This is a genomic window from Actinomyces bouchesdurhonensis (assembly GCF_963540955.1).
Lineage (GTDB): Bacteria > Actinomycetota > Actinomycetes > Actinomycetales > Actinomycetaceae > Pauljensenia > Pauljensenia bouchesdurhonensis.
In genome coordinates, this window is the sequence record NZ_CAUTSL010000014.1 from 30,033 (window position 1) to 46,729 (window position 16,697).

Here is a 16,697-nt window from a genome sequence, read left to right on the forward strand (position 1 = left end):
CGAGTCCGCACCATGCAGGCGCTAAACTGTCGAGCATGACACAGACGAATCCGCTGGTGCGTAAGTTCGCAAAGGGTGCCTCCTACTTCAAACGATACGGGGGCCGAATGACGGTCGCTCGTCTCTTGCAGGGCATGGGGAATAAGATCGCCAACTCCGCCAAGGGAAAAGGCAAGGGACAGTACCCCCTCGGGATGCTCGTCAAATTCTCGGATGCCGCCGCCGTGGACTGGGTGAGTGAACCCCACTGGAAGAAGAACCCTCGCTCCCTCGGATCCGGCCCCTACGTCACCGCGTGGATCATGTCTCCCCCCGGAGAATCCTCGGGAGGCCACCAGAACATCTTCCGTTTCCTGTCCTACCTGGAGGCCGCCGGTCACCAGGTGAAGATCTTCCTCTACTGGTCGCAGTCGATCCCCGTTGACGCCGAGCGCGTGCGCGACATGGTCGAGCGCTCGAACAACTACCCCTCCTTAAAGGCCTCCTTCGCCCTCTATGACCCAGCTGTCGGTGTCGGAGACGACGTGGACGCAATCTTCGCGACCGGCTGGGAGACCGCATACCCCGCATACTTGGACCGCTCGAACGCGCGCCGATTCTACTTCGTCCAGGACTTCGAACCCTCGTTCTATCCCGTCGGCTCAGAAAACCAGCTCGCGGAGAACACCTACCGCTTCGGATTCGAGGCCTTCACCGCCGGAAAGTGGCTGGCCCGCAAACTGCACAAAGAATACGGGATGAGGACCCACCCCTTCGACTTCGCTGCCGAATTCTCACTCTACAAGCGCACGAACGACAAACGACGCGCGGACGTCTTCTTCTACGCTCGCCCCGTGACCATGCGTCGAGGTTTCGAACTTGGATGCATGGTGCTGGCCGACGTCAAGAAGCGCCGCCCCGACATTCGCATTCACATGGCGGGCTGGGACGTGTCAGAGTGGAAAGTCCCCTTCGAGTACGAAAACCACGGCGCACTCACGCTCGAAGAACTCTCCCCGCTGTACAACCAGTGCGCCGCGGCCCTCGTCATGAGCCTGACAAACCTGTCGCTGCTCCCGCTCGAGTTGGCGTCGTGCGGGACGATCCCCGTCGTCAACGATGCCCCCAACAACCGGCTCGTTTCTGACAACCCCCATATTGACTACGTACCGCTGTCGCCCGGCGCCATGGCCACGGAAATCATTCGCATCGTGGATGCACAGGACCAGGTGGCCCGTTCGCGCGCCGCCGCGGAGTCCGTGAAGTCGCTCAGCTGGGAAGACTCGGGACGCACGTTCGTCGCTGATTTTGAGGAGGCTATGAATGCCTAACATCCTGGTAGTCGGAGGTAACGGGTTCCTCGGATCCCACCTGGTCGATGCCCTTGCCGCGCAGGAAGGAACGTTCATCCGTGCGTTCGACATGTTCGGCAACGGAGAGCATTGGACGGCCGCGGGAGTCGAAGCATTCGACGGTAATTTCCTGAACATCGACGACATAACGCGCGCCGTGACAGGCATGGACGTGGTCGTACACATGCTCTCGACCACAGACCCCGCCACGGCTGAAAATGACCCGACGCTGGATGTGCGCACGAACATTCAGGGCAGCATCGATCTGTTCCGCGCGTGCGTCGAAGCCGGCGTGTCTCACGTGTACTACGCCTCGAGCGGCGGCACGATTTACGGCGACCAGAACAAGGAGAGCTACGGCGAGGAGGACCGCACGCTGCCGGTATCGCCCTACGGCATCGGCAAACTCACCATCGAGAACTACATGCGTTTCTTCGCCCGCAAATACGATCTCAACTCGACATCGCTGCGCATCTCCAACCCCTACGGGACCAGGCAGAACCCGCACAAGCGCCAGGGCATCATCCCGATCTTCCTGCGCCACGTTCTCAACGGAGAAGCGCTGACGGTCATGGGGGACGGCTCCATGTTCCGCGACTACATCTACGTGGAGGACTTTGCCACCATCGTCTCCACGATGATTCACCGCGGGGCGACCCGTTCCGTCTACAACATCGGATCGGGGTGCAAGACCACCGTCTCAGAGATCGTCGCCTCTATCGAGCGCGTCACCGGGACGACACCGGAGATTGAGCACGTTCCCACGCCCTCGACCTATCTCCTCGGCTCCGTGCTCAACACGCAACGCGTGAACAAGGAATTTGGTCCCTTTGAGATGACACCGCTCGATGAGGGCATCGCGAAAACATGGCAGGAGATCCAAACGCATGGTTACTAAATCTGACTACGTTGAGGCCAATGATGCCACGCTCGACGCGAGCGTCGTCATCCTGACCTACAACGGTGAGCAGCACATCGACGAAATCCTTGCATCGCTGACCACCCAGCGTTTCGACGGCACTTACGAGATCCTCGTCATCGACTCCGGGTCGACCGACTCGACCCTGGACATCATCGCCAAGTACCCGTCCGTGCGTCTGGTCCAGATCCCCAATAGCGAGTTCGGGCATGGTAAGACCCGCAATCTTGGCGCGCACCTGGCCAAGGGCCGTATCGTCGCCTACCTGACGCATGACGCCACCCCGGCCTCGGACCGGTGGCTCCACGAGATCACCGCGCCCTTCGGTATTTCTGAGCGCATCGTCGCCGTGATGGGCGCCCAGATTCCCCGACCCGATGCCTTCCCACTGCTGCGCTACGAAATCAAGGGCGTCTTCAATGGCTTCGGCCCGGGATTTGGAACCACCCTGTTCTACGACGACGACTTCATCCAGGATGAGGGTGTGCGCAACGCCGTCACTTTCTATTCCGACGTGAACTCGGCCGCGCGCAAAGACATTCTGACGGGCGAGGTACCCTACCGTGACGTCTCCTACGCCGAAGACCAGCTCTTGGGACGCGACGTGATCGCAGCCGGATACATCAAGGCCTACGCGCCGCGAGCCGCCGTCATGCACTCCAACGAGATGACCGTCTCCGAATATGACGACCGCATGTTTGAGGAGACCCAGGGGCTGCGTGAGGTAGGCATCGACGTCGCCCTGCCCTCTATCCCCACGGTCGTGCGCATGGTGGCGACCGGAATCCTCAAGGACGCCCTGCGTCTTGCTCGCGACCGCGAGGTCGGCAAGCGCCGTAAGATCAGCGGTTTCTTCCTCAATCCCGCCTACCACGTGCAGAAGTGGAGGGGCGTGCGCAGGGGCGTTCGCTCGCCGCTCAAGCGCTATGGTCAGTAAGGAACCGAACGGTCAGATATAGTGAGTTGGTATGACTGAATCTACGACCTCCGCCCCCGGGTCCTCCCTCGCGCAACGAGTGGCGCGCATCGAGGCCCAACCCTTGCGAGAGCTGGGTGACAAGAGCGGTCTGTGGGCTGGCACGAAAAGCGCAATCGACGATATTTGGCGTCGCCGTGAGCTTCTCCGCCTCCTCATCAACCGCGAGCTGAAGGCGCGCTACAAGGATTCGAATCTCGGATTCATCTGGTCGCTGTTCAAGCCCCTGTCGCAGCTGTTGATTTACTTCATCGTCATCGGCCAGTTCCTGGGCGCTTCTCGCGGAATCCCCTATTTCGCGATCTTCGTCTTCACCGGGCTGACGGCATGGGGCTTCTTTCTGGAGGCGGTGACCGGGGGAACCGGATCGATCGTCGCGAACTCGGGCTTGGTCAAAAAGGTCTACCTGCCGCGCGAGATTTTCCCGCTCTCGACGCTGGGCACCTCGGCTGTCAACTCAGCCATCCAGCTGGTGATCCTGCTGGCAGCCATCGTTGTTACGGGGCAAATCCCCTCCCTCGCGTCGCTGGCATACCTGCCTCTCGCCCTCGTCGTCCTGGTCGTGTACGCAACCCTGTTCGGCCTTTTATTGTCAGCGTTGAACGTCTACATGCGCGACATCCAGCACCTCATCGAGGTCATCACCTTCCTGGCTTTTTGGGCATCGCCGATCGTCTACTCTTACAGCTACGTCCAGCGTGCCCTCGCGACGAACTACCCGGTGCTTCACGAGGTCTACCTGTCCAACCCCGTAACACTGGCAATCCTCGGGTTCCAGCGGTCCCTGTGGGCGGCTGGCGTCGATCAGCCATATCCCGCGCACCTCATGATCCGCCTGGCCGGCGCGGCGCTGATCGGAATCGTCCTCGTCTTCGGAGCGCACCGCATCTTTGCACGCCTCGAGGGTAACTTCGCTCAGGAGCTCTAATGTCAATGCCCGAAGTCGTCCGCGTCCAGGACGTATCCAAGGTCTTTAAGCTGCACCGCGACACCTCCGTCAAGGACCGCGTGTTGCATTCATCGCGTGCGCGCGTCAAAGAATTCCGCGCCCTCGATAATGTGAGCGTGGATGTTCGCCTCAACGAGTCCGTGGGTCTTATGGGCCACAATGGTTCCGGAAAGTCCACTCTCCTAAAAATCATGGGGTCGATCATTCGCCCGACGACGGGTCGCGTTACCACCCGGGGGCGTATGGCCGCGCTGCTCGAACTCGGTGCCGGCTTCCACCAGGACCTGACGGGTCGCGAGAACGTGTACCTGAATGCGTCAATTCTGGGGATGACGCGCGCCGAAACGGAGAAGTGCTTCGACGAGATCGTCGCTTTTTCCGGCATTGAACAGTTCATCGATACGCAGGTGAAGTTCTACTCCTCGGGAATGTACGTGCGACTGGCTTTCGCGGTCGCCGTCCACTCCAACCCCGACGTTCTCCTCGTGGACGAGGTGCTCGCTGTCGGTGACGAGCCCTTCCAACGCAAGTGCATGGATAAGATTCACTCCTTCCAAACGGAGGGGCGCGCGATCGTCCTAGTCTCTCATTCAGCGGAGCAGGTTGAGTCCGTGTGTACGCGAGGAGTTGTGCTCGATCACGGCAAGCTCGTTTTTGACGGCTCGACATCTGATGCTGTGCGCATCCTGCGTCAGGGATTCCAACGCGACGCGCAGGCCGCTCCGATCCACACGGATGAGACTGGCCTCATTACGATCCGCGATATTTCGATGACGGACCAGGGCGGCGAGCCTATTCGTGTTGCCCGTACCGGTGATACGATCTGCATCCGCATGGATTTGACTGCGTCGAAGCGCATTGAGAACTGGGTGAGCGCTTTCTCGCTTGATACGAACCTGGGGCAGAAGCTGCACTACTACAACTCCCGGAACTCAGGTGCGACCCTCCCCGCCATTGAGGGTGACGCAACGGTTATCATCACCATTCCCACCCTCACCCTAGGTGAGGGCATGTATCGGATGAACGTGTCGATCGATGACGCGGGCGGCCAGCCCTACGCGCAGCGCGATGGGGCCTGGGACCTGGTCGTTCAAGGAAACGGAATCGGCTCGGGACCGGTGGCGCTGGATTCGTCCATCGTTGTCGAGTCCTGACGTGACTGCCACGCCATCCGGCGATCTCTCTTCAGTCCGTGCAGACGTACGGCATAATGGTGGCATAGTCGATCGCACTCGACACCACAACCCCACACGCCCCCGGGCGCGCAAAGGAGAAAACTCATGAAGATTGTTGTGACCGGCGGTGCCGGCTTCATCGGAGCGAATTTCGTTCATACGCTCCTTGAGGACCATCCGGATGTCGATGTCGTCGTCCTGGACAAGTTCACATACGCGGGCAACCGCGCCTCTCTGACCGATCTTCCGGCCGAACCCGCTTCGCGCCTGAGCATCGTTGAGGGCGATATTGCTGATGCTGACCTGGTCGACGGCGTCGTCGCCGGTGCGGACGCGGTCGTCCACTTTGCCGCAGAGTCGCACAACGACAATTCGCTGCTGGATCCTTCGCCCTTCATTCAGACGAACCTGGTGGGTACGTTCACGTTGCTGGAGGCCGTGCGTCGCCACAAGGTTCGTTTCCACCACATCTCCACGGACGAGGTGTACGGCGACCTGGAGCTGGACGATCCTTCGAAGTTTACGCCGACCACGCCCTACAATCCTTCCTCGCCCTACTCCTCGTCCAAGGCGGGTTCGGATCTGCTGGTGCGCGCGTGGGTGCGTTCTTTCGGTGTCGAGGCCACGATTTCGAACTGTTCGAATAACTATGGTCCCTACCAGCACATCGAGAAGTTCATTCCCCGTATGATCACCAATCGTCTGCGTGGCGTGCGTCCGCGTCTGTACGGCGACGGCCTGAACGTGCGCGACTGGATCCACGTGCGCGACCACAACACGGCCGTGTGGGACATCCTCATGAAGGGCCGCATTGGCGAGACCTACCTGATTGGCGCCAATGGTGAGACCAATAACCGCGACGTGGTTGCGATCCTTAACGAGCTGATGGGCTACGCTCCCGACGACTTCGATCATGTCAAGGATCGCCCGGGGCACGATCTGCGTTACGCGATCGATAACTCGAAGCTGGTCACTGAGCTTGGCTGGGAGCCCAAGTTTACGAACTTCCGAGACGGTTTGGCGGACACGATCGCCTGGTACACCGAGAACGAGGCCTGGTGGGCCCCGCTCAAGGAGGCCGTTGAAGCGAAGTATGCCGCTGAAGGGCACTGATTTCTTGGGTGACGTGACCAGAGACCGCGGGATGCCTCGTCCCCGCGTCACCGTCCTCATGGCCACCTATAACGGTATGGCCGAGGGCGGGGCGTGGCTGGATGAGCAGGTGGACTCCGTGCTCGCTCAGGAGGGCGTGGACGTGTCTCTCGTTGTCTCCGATGATGCGTCGGCGGATGCGACGCGAGACCATCTGGAGCGTCGCGCAGCGTCCGATCCTCGTATCACGGTTCTTCCGCAGCGCGAGGGCGTTCCCGGTGTGACAGGTAATTTCTTGCATCTGTTCACGACCCACATTCCAGACGGTTCCTACGTCGCTTTCACGGATCAGGACGATGTCTGGCATGAGGACAAGCTTTCGACACAGCTCGCGCTCATGGCCTCCACGGGCGCCGATGTTGTCTCCTCCAACGTGAATTCCTTCGAATCGCTGCCGGGGGGTGGGGTGGGTGAGCGCCGCCTTATTCGTAAGTCGCAGCCTCAGCGGGCCTGGGATTTTCTCTTTGAGGCTGCTGGTCCCGGATCGACGTACGTGTTTTCTCCCGAGGCTCATCGCGCCCTCGTAGAGGTGATCGCTCGCCTCGACTATTCGCGCATTGGCGTGCATGACTGGTACGTGTACGCCCTGGCTCGTGCGATTGGCCTGACCTGGGTGATTGGCGAGGAGCCGACTTTGGAATATCGCCAGCACGGCGGTAACGTTCAGGGGGCTAACTCCGGTGCGAGTGCGCGCGACGCGCGCATGGAGAAGCTGCGCAATGGTTTTTATCGTAACCAGTTCATCCTGATTGGTCGAGCAGCCCTGCAGGTCGGTACGTTCGACGCTCCTCACCGCATTGAGCTCGCGTCGATCGTGCGTGACCTGGAGGCGGATGGCGCCTGCGCGCGCCTTCGTTTGGCCTTGCGGTGGGCTCAGATTAGGCGCGATCATGTCGAGGGACTCAAACTCGCTGCGGCGCGTCTCCTGCGTGTCTGGTAGGCGCTAGCGAGTGTAGAGGGCGAGTCCGGCATCGACGGCCTCGGATGTCACGATGTGGGGGAGTTGGTCGGGTGAGATCGACTGCGGGTCGATGATGACCACTGAGCGTCCGGCCATCCACTGATCCAGCACCTGGCCTGCACCCGTGTGCGTGTCCCACAGGAGGGCGACGCGTTTGCCGTTGATGTCCTGTGTGGCGCGTGTGCCTTCCAGGGCGTCGTCTCGCACAGCAGGGAGGATTGGGGGTGTGGGGATGGTGATGGTGTCGGGCGCCGTCGCGATCTGGGCGAGGGCGTCGAGTGCACCTCCGAGAGTGCCCTCCCATGCGAAGGAAAGATACGTGGGCGTCTGGGCCAGAACATGGGCTCCTGCGTTGAGGGCGTCGTCGGACTCGTTGGTCAGAGTGTTCGTGATGAGGAGGTCGCCGGGCAGGGGGTTGCGCGTGCGGAGGTGTTCCCACCCCATCGCGCGAGCTGCGATCTGCCAGAGGACGTCTTGCCAGGGCTGAAGGGACGTGTAGAAGCGGGCGGGAGTGGGTTCGCCGGTGCCGAAGAGGTCCGCGGCCAGGTCGTTTGTCAGGTAATGTGCGATCTTGGCCAGCCACCTGCCGGCCACGGGTCCACCCAGCTCGACACGTTCTGCTCCATACTGGGTAAGTGCGGGTCCTGACCACGCGTTAACTGCGCTCACAAGATGTGTGAGGCTCGTCATACTCTGGGAGGAATAGCTGCTCATAGTTGAGAGTATATCGAAGGTCCTAGGCGTTCCAAGTACCGGGTAACTGTGAAGTCATTACAAAACTGTAAGGATCTACCGGGGGGTCAGGTGCTACTCTAGAGGTCTCAATAACGCGAAACCGCTTGACTTCCTGCAATGACACGCGTGTAATTCTCGTATTGATCGATTCGTTATAAGGAGTCTTCCGCATGTGGAACATCTTCGGTGACGGACCCCTCCAGTGGTCCGAGGACGCCGATGCGGCGCTGTACGCCCGCATTGACGGCCCCCTTGCGTGGCAGCAGCACGCGCTGTGTGCGCAGACGGATCCCGAAGCGTTCTTCCCGGAAAAAGGTGGCTCCACTCGCGAGGCCAAAGCCGTTTGTCAGGCTTGTCAGGTGCGCGAGGACTGCCTCGAGTATGCACTCGCCAACGATGAGCGCTTTGGCATCTGGGGCGGCATGTCGGAGCGCGAGAGGCGGCGCCTGCGCCGAATGGCCGGTTGAGTCCCACGTCTCAAACGATCGGCGCCATCCTTGTCACCCGAGGGGACGCGCCGCTGACACAGTCCGTGTTACGGGCCATCGAAAATCAGACGATGGCTCCGGATTCCCTTACCATCGTTGACGTTGCAGGACGTCATGTCACACCCTTCCCCGCCGACCGAGTCCCGCATGGTGCACGGCTCATTCGCGTGGGTCGGGCCCGCAACCTCGGTGACGCGATTCGACGAGCGCACGCGCAGGACGCCCCCTTCGCCTCCTATCCGTGGTGGTGGATCCTCCACGAGGACTCCGCCCCCGAACCCGACTGCCTCAGAGAACTCGCTCAGGCGGGCGCCGTCGGCAAAACCGTGGGAGCAGTTGGCACGAAACAGGTGAGCTGGGATGGCACGCGGCTCCTCGAACTCGGCATTTTTGCCACTGCCAGCGGACGTCGACTCGAACGCATCAGCGAGGATGAGATCGATCAGGGACAGTACGACGGAACAACCGATGTGCTGAGTGTCGGAACAGCCGGTATGCTCCTGCGCGCAAAGGCCTACGACACCGTCGGCGGCTTCGATCCCGCGCTGGGTCCCTTCGGAGATGGCCTCGACATGGGGCGCCGCCTCCACCTAGCCGGCTACCGCGTCGTCGTAGCCCCCCGCGCCCGTATACGCCACGCCCGCTCCTCCCTGACCCCCGGCTTCGACCCGACCCAGGCCTCGGACCGTATCGAAGACGATGAGCGCGCCGAGGCCACAGCGCAGATGGAGGCCGCGCAAGCCAAGTCATTCCGGCGACGCAGGTTCGCGCAGATGTACAACTGGTGCAAGGCCACCCCGGCGCTCGTCCTACCGTTCTTGGCCATATGGCTTCTGGTGTGGACACCAGCTCGCGCCCTCGGTCGCTTGATGACCGGGCGAGCCTCCCTCGCCCTGCCTGAAATCGCCGCATTCGCCTCGCTGGTGGGGGCAACCGCGCGTCTGCTCGCCGGTCGTGCGAGGGCCGCACGCTCACGCACCGTGCCCCACTCCGCCCTGCACAACCTGGAGATCACACCCGCCTCCCTGCGCAAAGAACCCACAAGAGACGATGAGGACGACAACGGCGAACGTATCGACCCGCTCGTCCTCGCCTCCATTCGTCGCTACCGCATCCGCTCCTCCTCCGCGGCCCTCGGCCTCCTCGTCGTCACCTCGCTGATAGCCGCCTTCCAGTGGTGGGGTGCCTCCGCAGGCCTCGTCGGAGGCGCGTGGGCAGCGCTCCCCGCCGATTGGTCCGAGCTGTGGAGCGCCGCATGGGCCGGGTGGATCCCCGGCGGAGACGGCCACGTCGGCGGAGCCGACCCCCTCACAACCCTCATGTCACTACTCAGCGCGCCTGCCGCGCCTACGGGAGTGACACCGGGGGCAGTCGCAACCTTCCTGCTCGTCGCCTCGTGTCCCATCGCCGCAATGATCGCGTGGGTGCCCACTCGCTCCCTGACGTCGTCGCTGCGCGTGCGATTCCTCGTGGCTCTTGCGTGGGCACTGGCCCCCGCACTTGCGATGAGCGCCACCCACGGTGTCCTTGCGGGCACCCTCGCACACGCCGTTCTTCCTCTCATTGCCGCGTACTGCGCTCCAGCCGCCAGCCCACTGCTCGTCGCGGGAGCAGCGGGCGTCACCGCCGCACCGGTGCGCCCCCGCGGAGTCAACGCGGGCTTGGCCGCACTCGCCGTCGTGGTCCTCTCCTGCTGCGCCCCCTGGACCCTGCCCGTGAGCCTCACAGCGCTGATGTGGCGCTCGCGCAAACGCGGCCTCGTAGCCCTACCCGCGGTCCTGCTGCTCGCGCCCACCTACGCGACGATCCTGACCCACCCATCGGCTTGGGCGGCATTGGCATCCACAAGCGGCACTGCACATGCCTACACGCGGGCAGCCTCCTGGTTCGCCTTCCTGGGCATGCCCGCCGCGCCACAATCGACGCTTCAGATGGTCGCCTGCGGCGCAGTGGGCGCGAGCGTGGCCGCCCTCGCTGGGTTCGCGCTCGTGCGTAGTCGCTCGCGCGTCGTAGCCGCCCTCGTGAGCGGCGCCCTCGTGAGCGCCGCTGCCGGTTGGGCCGCCTCACACATCGGCGTCGGCCTGGACGGCGCACAGGTTGCCTCCGCCTGGGTTTCGCCAGCACTGTCTCTTTCCTTCGGGTCCCTCCTCCTCGCCTCGATGGCAGGCAGCGTGACCCCCCCATCGTCGACCTGCGAGCAGTCCACGGCGTGGGATGCACCCAGATCCCGGGTGACGCGCGCCGTTGGAGTCCTGGCTGCGCTGGTCCTCGTCGCGCTCGGAGGCGCCCACAGCGTTGCCGCTTTTGCGACACGCAGCGATGCCTCCTCGGTGCCGACCTTCGCCCTGGCTCAACGGGAGACCGTTTCCCCCATGGCAACCCCCATCGTCTCGGCCGTCGCCTCCCAGGCTCAACGCTCTCCCCGCGCCGGACGCGTCCTTGTCCTGGACGGAGACCCCACGAACGGCACAGTCGATGCCGCGCTGTGGCGCGGAGCAGGACCCTCTCTGACGGACTCCTCGCCTGCCTCCAGGGCGCTCGCACTGGCCGATGCGCGAGCCGGAGCCGAAACCAACGTTCTGCGAGACCCCGCCACGGCCTCGCTCGCCCAAGCCGCCTACACCCTCGTGGTGTACCCGGACGACGCGACAGTTGACGCACTCGCCGCACACGACGTTGACACGATCCTCGTGCCCTACGGTGCGAGCGGCGCCCAGGCACTGGCGGCGGGCCTCGACCGTGCAGGTGGACTCGAAAAAGTTGGCAGCACGAACTCCGGCATCGTCTGGCGCGTCCGTCCAGATTCTGTTAAGCCCTCGCGCGTGCGCGTTGAATCACCAGGTGGCGTCACGACCGCCGTCGGCTCTTCCCAGCTGCGCGTCGACGGCGACGTCAACGCAGTCGGCACCCTCATCTTGGCTGAGCGTGCTGACACAGGCTGGCGCGCTTCCGTTGACGGTGTGGCGCTGGCTCCCCTCGAAGCCGCCGACGGTTGGGCCCAGACGTTCAACATGCCCCAAGCGGGCCATTTGAGCGTCACATACTCCGCCTGGTGGATTGTTCCCTGGCGCGTTGGCTCGGGCATCTGCCTGGTGATTGCGGCAGCCAGCGCCCTATCCGTGTGGAGGAAGAGATGACAGCGACCCGGATAGCGTCCGCGGCCACCATCGGGTTCGGCGGAGTCGCTGCGCTGGCCCTGGCCTCGGGATCGCTACTGATCGACCCCGCGCCGACAACCGTGGAGGGCAGCGCCCACAGTGCCCAACCCTCACAGGTGCTGCTGGCGTGTCCCTCAGGCCTTGTCGACCCCTTCAACACGGCGAACGTGGCGTCAGGGACCACCTGGTCTTCGCTGTCAACCACCCCGATTAACCCAGCCCCTGCGAGCGTGACAGGCACTGGCGGAACCATCCCGACCGCCCTGACGCTCGCAGGTCAGGGCGGCGGCGAACTCGCCGGTCTCAGCGCCGTCGGCTGCGCCGCCCCGCGTACCTCCCAGTGGTTCGCGACGGGAGCAACAACATCTGGTGCTGACATGGTTCTCATCCTGTCCAACCCGGGACCCACAGCTTCGGTCGTGAGCGTGGACGGCTATGGTGGCGCTGGCCCACTCAACGCCGCACCACGCCAGGTGACGGTCGCGGCGGGCACCAGCGTATCCGTGCTCCTGGCCGGATGGTTCCCCGACGAAAATTCCCTGGTCGTGCACGTGCAAGCCGATGGCGGAGGCATCGCCGCGTGGGTTCAGGCCTCCCTCATGAACGGTGAGATCCCCCAGGGCACCACGCTCGCCTCCGGCGTCGTACCCGCCACCACACAAACAATCCTGGGCGTTGACCCCAAGGGGACCTCGCTCCTGCGCCTCATGTCCCCCTCCGGCGACGCCAACGTGAGTGTCTCCGTCGCCGACTCTTCGGGGCTGCATCCCCTCGGCGGAGGCCAGACGCTCGTCGCCGAAGGAAGCACGCTCGAGATGCCCCTTGACGGCGCCTCACAGGACTCGACGCCGATTGCCCTCGTCGTTACCTCCGACCGTGAGATCGTCGCACAGACGACTACGATCACGCTCGGGGCACCGTGGGCACAACGCACCAACGCGTGGGTCTTGCGCTCCAATGCCACGCCCGCCATACCACTCACGCAGGCAGCACTGCCCGGTCGGGGCGCCCTCGAGGCTATGGCCACCAAGGTGCTCTCTTCGGAACCGATCCGCGACACGTCCCTGGCAACACAGTCCGGGGTGAGTGCTACACGCGCCAGCCTGCTCCTCTACGCCCCCCTCACCGACGCCCGAACAACATCGGAGGGCGAGTGGTCCGACGAAGAATCCACTCCTGCGCCATCACAGACCCCCAACATCTGGGCGTCCCCGTCGCCCGCGGCCACCCAAGCGCAATCAGGTGATGAAGGCGACACGCAGTCGAGCGGCACGAGTCCCACGACTCCCGGGGCCGTCGCGGTCACCGTCGCTGGCCGCACCATCTACGTCGCACCCGGTGTACCCACCCTCGTTGACCTCCCCGAAACCGGCGGGCAGATCAACGCGCCCACGCCGATTCAAGCCGCCGTCGTCATGAGCGCCGACACGGCAGTGGGACGCATGATGACCACGTGGAACGTCGGTACGGAAGGCATCAGCGCCGCGAACGGATCCATCCGAGTTGTCAACTGAGGGTCACGTCCCAGGCCCGCACACAGCGCACACAGCGCACACAGGGTGCCTACTCGACCCGTGACAACAACGGACACGTCAGCGAAGCGCGTCGTCGACTTCGTCCGGAGGCAGCGCCAGAATATGACTAATCCTCTCCACCAGCACCCTGCGGGTCATCGCGCCCAGCTCATCGGGTGGGCATCGCAGCGTGATCGGCAGGCGATAGACGACGATTCGATCGCGCAGTCCCCTGCGCCGATCCGCAGGGAAGATACGAGCCACGACGACGTTATGTGACTCCCACGGCGCCGGATTCGACGGAGGAACATCCTCCACCGCGAACTCAATCGTCGCCACCTGTGGCCACCATCCAATCAACTCAGACACCAGCTCACTCACCAGCAGATCGAAGTTCTCCCGACGTGTCCTCCACGCCGGAGTTCCCGGAAAAAAGAGAGGACCACGAGGGCCGCGACCATGGCGGTCGCGGCCCAAGACATGACGCCTGGTCGCAAACACCCCACCAGGGTAGGTCCAAGGCGCGCCGGAGCGCGCGATGCGGGCACCGAGTGTCGTACCCTTAGGTGCGTGATTGCCCAACGACACTGCTCCAAGCCAGGCTGCTCCTCCGTCGCCGTCGCCACCCTCACCTACGACTACCATGACTCCACGGTCGTCGTCGGTCCCCTCGCCACCGTCGTCGACCCCAACTCTTACGACCTGTGCGATGAGCACGCCCAGAACCTGAAAGCCCCCCTCGGATGGCAGGTCGTGCGCCTAGCCACAACCTTCGAACCGGCACCGCCCTCCGGCGATGACCTAGCGGCTCTCGTCGATGCCGTGCGCAGGGTTGCCCAAGAAGCCCAGCAGGCCTCGTCCCCGAAGACCCGACAGCCCCGCACAGGTCCCTTCGGTCCCGCGCGCTCCGTGGGGAGTCCCGACACCTCCAGCCCCCTGGATCCTTCCAGCCCATACGCGCGCAGACGCGCCCAATTCACCGTCGTCGACGGCGAGGAGAACACACTCGACGAGTAAGCGCCTACAGGCCGAAGCGAGCCTTCGTGGCCTCGTGGAAGCGCTGTGTGCCCCGCGCTCGTCGCTCAACCTCGCGCATCCACTCACGATCCCTGCGCGCCACCAAAACGGCAGCAATCACAAGCTCAGGGTGCAGGCCTGCGGGCAGGGGAGTCTGGACACGCCGGGAGAGGCGCTGCGCGAGCGACAAAGCGACCTGCGCGCGCACCTGCCTGTCGAGGGAACGATTCGTGCCCAAAAATGCACGTGCCTCAGCGGCGAGAGCATCGTCCAGGGGAAGGATCGTCGCGGTCGCGGCCCACCCCTGAAGGCCCGGTGGCATGACGAGAGGCGGATAGAAGACCGATGACCCCTGTGAACACACGATCGTCCCTGCCGCCAGATCACCCAGGCGTTTGCCCTTTCCGTTGAGCAGCTCTGACGCGAAAGCGAGTCCGCCGAGGAAGAGCCAATTCTCGAGGATACCGACACCGACGCGCACCGCCGCGTGACGAGCCGTCACCGGACCGCCGTCGTCACGCACGACACGCAGATTCATCGCCCACTTGCCCAGGGAACGCCCGCCAGTAGCGACCTCAACCGTGAGGGGGATAATAAACATCAATGACGCGAGAATCAGGACCTGCAGTACACGACTGAGCGAATCAGAAGCGACGCGCAACGAACGCGTGGCGACGTCGACCATGATAACCACCAGCCCGATGTAACAGGTCGCATCCATGAAGGCGGCAGTGAGTCTCTCCATGGGGGACGCGGGCTTAACGTCGAGGGTCACCGCCTCGCCCGTACGGACGTAATCGTCCTGCAATTGCATGGACTCACTGCGTTGCGCGCTCATATGTGACACGCTAGTGCAATGGACATCGACGTGCTGCGGGTGAGTGGAAAAAACGAGTGGAAACGTCTCGATCAGCTCACCCGCGCTCCTTCACTGACCGGCGAGGAGATTGACGAGCTTGATCTGCTCTACCGATACGCGACGACCGACCTGGCCCGCGTGCGCACAAAGAGTCCTGACCCGGATCTGATCGCCGATCTGTCGCGTCTGCTGTCCGCGGCGCGCGGGCGTCTGGCGGGTACCAGCGGTCTGACCGGTGCAATCATCGCTCGTTTCTTTGTTGTCGCCCTACCGCTGGCTATGTATCGGATCAGGTGGGTTATCGTTGGCGTGATGGCACTGTTCATGGCCCTGTGCGTTATCCAGGGCCACTACCTGCTGACGACCCCTGACGCCATGTCTGCGCTGGGCAGTCCCGAGGCCCTGCGAGCCTACGCGCAGGACATGTTCGTCGACTACTACCATCAGGACACGCATGCGCAGTTCGGTCTGTCCGTGTGGGCGAACAATTCCTGGATTTGTCTGCAGGCGGTGGCAACTGGCATCACTGGCTTCTATCCGCTTGTGCTCCTGTGGAATAACGCCGTGTCTCTGGGTACGTCGGCCGCGGTGGTGATCCAGTACGGGGGCGTGTGGCATTTCTTCCGTTTCATCTTGCCGCACGGACTGCCTGAACTGACGGCAGTGTTCATCTCGATGGCGGCGGGTCTGCGCGTATTTTGGGTGTTTCTCGTTCCGGGGGACGCGACGAGGTTCCAGGCCGTCGGGCGGGCCGCCCGTGGTGCGATGACGGCTGCGTTTGGGGCTGCGATTCTCCTGGCGGGTTCCGGTTTCCTCGAAGGCTTCGTCACCCCCTCCGACTTGCCTGATTCTGTGAAGATCGTGCTGGGCGTTATCTTGACCGGGGCGGCGTGGGCGTACATCCTCATCCTCGGTCGTATGGCGGAGCGCGCGGGCGGCAGCGATGACGTAGGCACGGACGCTGGCTACTATCAGCCTGTCGCAGGCTGAGTGCGGGTGCGCAAGCTTGCGCGTAGTGGGATGTGAGGCTTAAGTGGCTCTTCGCATTTGAGGGTGTAGGGGTGTTGGGTGGGGTTGGGCGTGTCGTGGTTGTGTAGGAGGGGTCTGGGTTTTTCGGACTGTTTGTTGTGAGAGGGTTGTTGTGAGTAGTCCTGGCTGCTTGTGGCCGGGCAGAATGGATGACCATGAGGAAGTTCTCGAAGCACACGCCTGAGCAGATTGTCGTGAAGCTGGAGAAGGCCGAGGCGCTGCGAGGTGAGGGCATGAGTACGGCCCAGGCCTGCCGCGTGCTGGGTATCAGCGAGGCGACGTTGTGCCGGTGGCGCCAGCGTTATGGGTCGATGAATCGTAGTGAGGCCAAGGAACTGCGTGAGTTGCGCGAGCAAAACGCGCGCCTCAAACAGTTGTTGGGCTCTTCCGAGTTGAGTGTGGGTGACCGGGTGTTGGTCGGGGGTTGCGGGTAG

The 16,697-nt window shown here is 63.3% G+C and carries 16 protein-coding genes; 13 read left to right on the forward strand and 3 right to left on the reverse strand.

The window, feature by feature from the left end:
* Positions 1-35: 35 nt before the first annotated feature.
* The 7 genes from RYL44_RS03885 (at position 36) to RYL44_RS03915 (ending at position 7,442) form a co-directional block, all read left to right on the forward strand.
* Positions 36-1,310: a rhamnosyltransferase WsaF family glycosyltransferase gene (locus tag RYL44_RS03885; RefSeq protein ID WP_073982522.1), complete on the forward strand. Its 1,275-nt coding sequence runs from the start codon at positions 36-38 to the stop codon at positions 1,308-1,310.
* Entirely contained in the window at positions 1,303-2,229 is a 927-nt protein-coding gene (locus RYL44_RS03890) for an NAD-dependent epimerase/dehydratase family protein (protein ID WP_276738746.1), read from the forward strand. The genes RYL44_RS03885 and RYL44_RS03890 overlap by 8 nt, the downstream gene beginning before the upstream one ends.
* A complete protein-coding gene (locus RYL44_RS03895; protein ID WP_073982524.1) occupies positions 2,219-3,187 on the forward strand; it encodes a glycosyltransferase family A protein in 969 nt (322 codons plus the stop codon). Before RYL44_RS03890 ends, RYL44_RS03895 begins: the two co-directional genes overlap by 11 nt.
* Positions 3,188-3,218: 31 nt before the next feature.
* Complete coding sequence (locus tag RYL44_RS03900; RefSeq protein ID WP_073982525.1) at positions 3,219-4,154, forward strand: ABC transporter permease; 936 nt, start codon at positions 3,219-3,221, stop codon at positions 4,152-4,154.
* 5 nt (positions 4,155-4,159) lie between these two features.
* Complete coding sequence (locus tag RYL44_RS03905; protein ID WP_314975144.1) at positions 4,160-5,329, forward strand: ABC transporter ATP-binding protein; 1,170 nt, start codon at positions 4,160-4,162, stop codon at positions 5,327-5,329.
* A 126-nt stretch (positions 5,330-5,455) separates the two neighbouring features.
* Positions 5,456-6,463 carry a dTDP-glucose 4,6-dehydratase gene (rfbB, locus tag RYL44_RS03910; protein ID WP_314975145.1) on the forward strand — a complete coding sequence of 336 codons (1,008 nt, stop codon included), beginning with the start codon at positions 5,456-5,458 and terminating at the stop codon, positions 6,461-6,463.
* Positions 6,464-6,521: 58 nt separating this feature from the next.
* On the forward strand, positions 6,522-7,442 hold the full coding sequence (locus RYL44_RS03915) for a glycosyltransferase (RefSeq protein ID WP_390883781.1): 921 nt from the start codon (positions 6,522-6,524) through the stop codon (positions 7,440-7,442).
* A 3-nt stretch (positions 7,443-7,445) separates the two neighbouring features.
* On the opposite strand, the gene RYL44_RS03920 is transcribed toward RYL44_RS03915, so the two are convergent.
* Complete coding sequence (locus RYL44_RS03920) at positions 7,446-8,177, reverse strand: hypothetical protein (RefSeq protein ID WP_314975146.1); 732 nt, start codon at positions 8,175-8,177, stop codon at positions 7,446-7,448.
* A 191-nt stretch (positions 8,178-8,368) separates the two neighbouring features.
* Here RYL44_RS03920 and RYL44_RS03925 point away from each other — a divergent pair, with 191 nt between their 5' ends.
* From RYL44_RS03925 to RYL44_RS03935, 3 genes are all read left to right on the forward strand, one after another.
* Positions 8,369-8,665: a WhiB family transcriptional regulator gene (locus tag RYL44_RS03925; protein ID WP_073982530.1), complete on the forward strand. Its 297-nt coding sequence runs from the start codon at positions 8,369-8,371 to the stop codon at positions 8,663-8,665.
* Positions 8,666-8,757: 92 nt separating this feature from the next.
* Positions 8,758-11,823, forward strand: coding sequence for a glycosyltransferase family 2 protein (locus RYL44_RS03930; protein WP_390883780.1), 3,066 nt, complete (start codon positions 8,758-8,760; stop codon positions 11,821-11,823).
* Positions 11,820-13,358, forward strand: a complete 1,539-nt coding sequence (locus RYL44_RS03935) for a DUF5719 family protein (protein WP_314769580.1) — start codon at positions 11,820-11,822, stop codon at positions 13,356-13,358. The genes RYL44_RS03930 and RYL44_RS03935 overlap by 4 nt, the downstream gene beginning before the upstream one ends.
* Positions 13,359-13,436: 78 nt before the next feature.
* Here RYL44_RS03935 and RYL44_RS03940 read toward each other — a convergent pair whose 3' ends face one another.
* Positions 13,437-13,742: a metallopeptidase family protein gene (locus tag RYL44_RS03940; RefSeq protein WP_314975151.1), complete on the reverse strand. Its 306-nt coding sequence runs from the start codon at positions 13,740-13,742 to the stop codon at positions 13,437-13,439.
* Positions 13,743-13,928: 186 nt separating this feature from the next.
* On the opposite strand from RYL44_RS03940, the gene RYL44_RS03945 reads away from it, so the two are divergent.
* Positions 13,929-14,375 carry a DUF3499 domain-containing protein gene (locus tag RYL44_RS03945; protein ID WP_073982533.1) on the forward strand — a complete coding sequence of 149 codons (447 nt, stop codon included), beginning with the start codon at positions 13,929-13,931 and terminating at the stop codon, positions 14,373-14,375.
* A gap of 4 nt (positions 14,376-14,379) precedes the next feature.
* Here the strand turns inward: RYL44_RS03945 and RYL44_RS03950 are convergent, their stop codons facing one another.
* Positions 14,380-15,213, reverse strand: coding sequence for an RDD family protein (locus RYL44_RS03950; protein WP_276738740.1), 834 nt, complete (start codon positions 15,211-15,213; stop codon positions 14,380-14,382).
* An 18-nt stretch (positions 15,214-15,231) separates the two neighbouring features.
* Here RYL44_RS03950 and RYL44_RS03955 point away from each other — a divergent pair, with 18 nt between their 5' ends.
* Both RYL44_RS03955 and RYL44_RS03960 read left to right on the forward strand, forming a co-directional pair.
* Positions 15,232-16,224: a stage II sporulation protein M gene (locus RYL44_RS03955; RefSeq protein WP_314975148.1), complete on the forward strand. Its 993-nt coding sequence runs from the start codon at positions 15,232-15,234 to the stop codon at positions 16,222-16,224.
* Positions 16,225-16,418: 194 nt separating this feature from the next.
* On the forward strand, positions 16,419-16,697 hold the full coding sequence (locus RYL44_RS03960; protein WP_314975149.1) for a transposase: 279 nt from the start codon (positions 16,419-16,421) through the stop codon (positions 16,695-16,697).

Excerpts from the sequence above, each read along its gene's own strand:
- RYL44_RS03885 (WP_073982522.1), top strand. The coding sequence starts at position 36 with ATGACACAGACGAATCCGCTGGTGCGTAAGTTCGCAAAGGGTGCCTCC.
- RYL44_RS03890 (WP_276738746.1), top strand. The coding sequence starts at position 1,303 with ATGCCTAACATCCTGGTAGTCGGAGGTAACGGGTTCCTCGGATCCCAC.
- RYL44_RS03895 (WP_073982524.1), top strand. The coding sequence starts at position 2,219 with ATGGTTACTAAATCTGACTACGTTGAGGCCAATGATGCCACGCTCGAC.
- RYL44_RS03900 (WP_073982525.1), top strand. The coding sequence starts at position 3,219 with ATGACTGAATCTACGACCTCCGCCCCCGGGTCCTCCCTCGCGCAACGA.
- RYL44_RS03905 (WP_314975144.1), top strand. The coding sequence starts at position 4,160 with ATGCCCGAAGTCGTCCGCGTCCAGGACGTATCCAAGGTCTTTAAGCTG.
- rfbB (WP_314975145.1), top strand. The coding sequence starts at position 5,456 with ATGAAGATTGTTGTGACCGGCGGTGCCGGCTTCATCGGAGCGAATTTC.
- RYL44_RS03915 (WP_390883781.1), top strand. The coding sequence starts at position 6,522 with ATGGCCACCTATAACGGTATGGCCGAGGGCGGGGCGTGGCTGGATGAG.
- RYL44_RS03920 (WP_314975146.1), bottom strand. The coding sequence starts at position 8,177 with ATGAGCAGCTATTCCTCCCAGAGTATGACGAGCCTCACACATCTTGTG.
- RYL44_RS03925 (WP_073982530.1), top strand. The coding sequence starts at position 8,369 with ATGTGGAACATCTTCGGTGACGGACCCCTCCAGTGGTCCGAGGACGCC.
- RYL44_RS03930 (WP_390883780.1), top strand. The coding sequence starts at position 8,758 with ATGGCTCCGGATTCCCTTACCATCGTTGACGTTGCAGGACGTCATGTC.
- RYL44_RS03935 (WP_314769580.1), top strand. The coding sequence starts at position 11,820 with ATGACAGCGACCCGGATAGCGTCCGCGGCCACCATCGGGTTCGGCGGA.
- RYL44_RS03950 (WP_276738740.1), bottom strand. The coding sequence starts at position 15,213 with ATGAGCGCGCAACGCAGTGAGTCCATGCAATTGCAGGACGATTACGTC.
- RYL44_RS03955 (WP_314975148.1), top strand. The coding sequence starts at position 15,232 with ATGGACATCGACGTGCTGCGGGTGAGTGGAAAAAACGAGTGGAAACGT.
- RYL44_RS03960 (WP_314975149.1), top strand. The coding sequence starts at position 16,419 with ATGAGGAAGTTCTCGAAGCACACGCCTGAGCAGATTGTCGTGAAGCTG.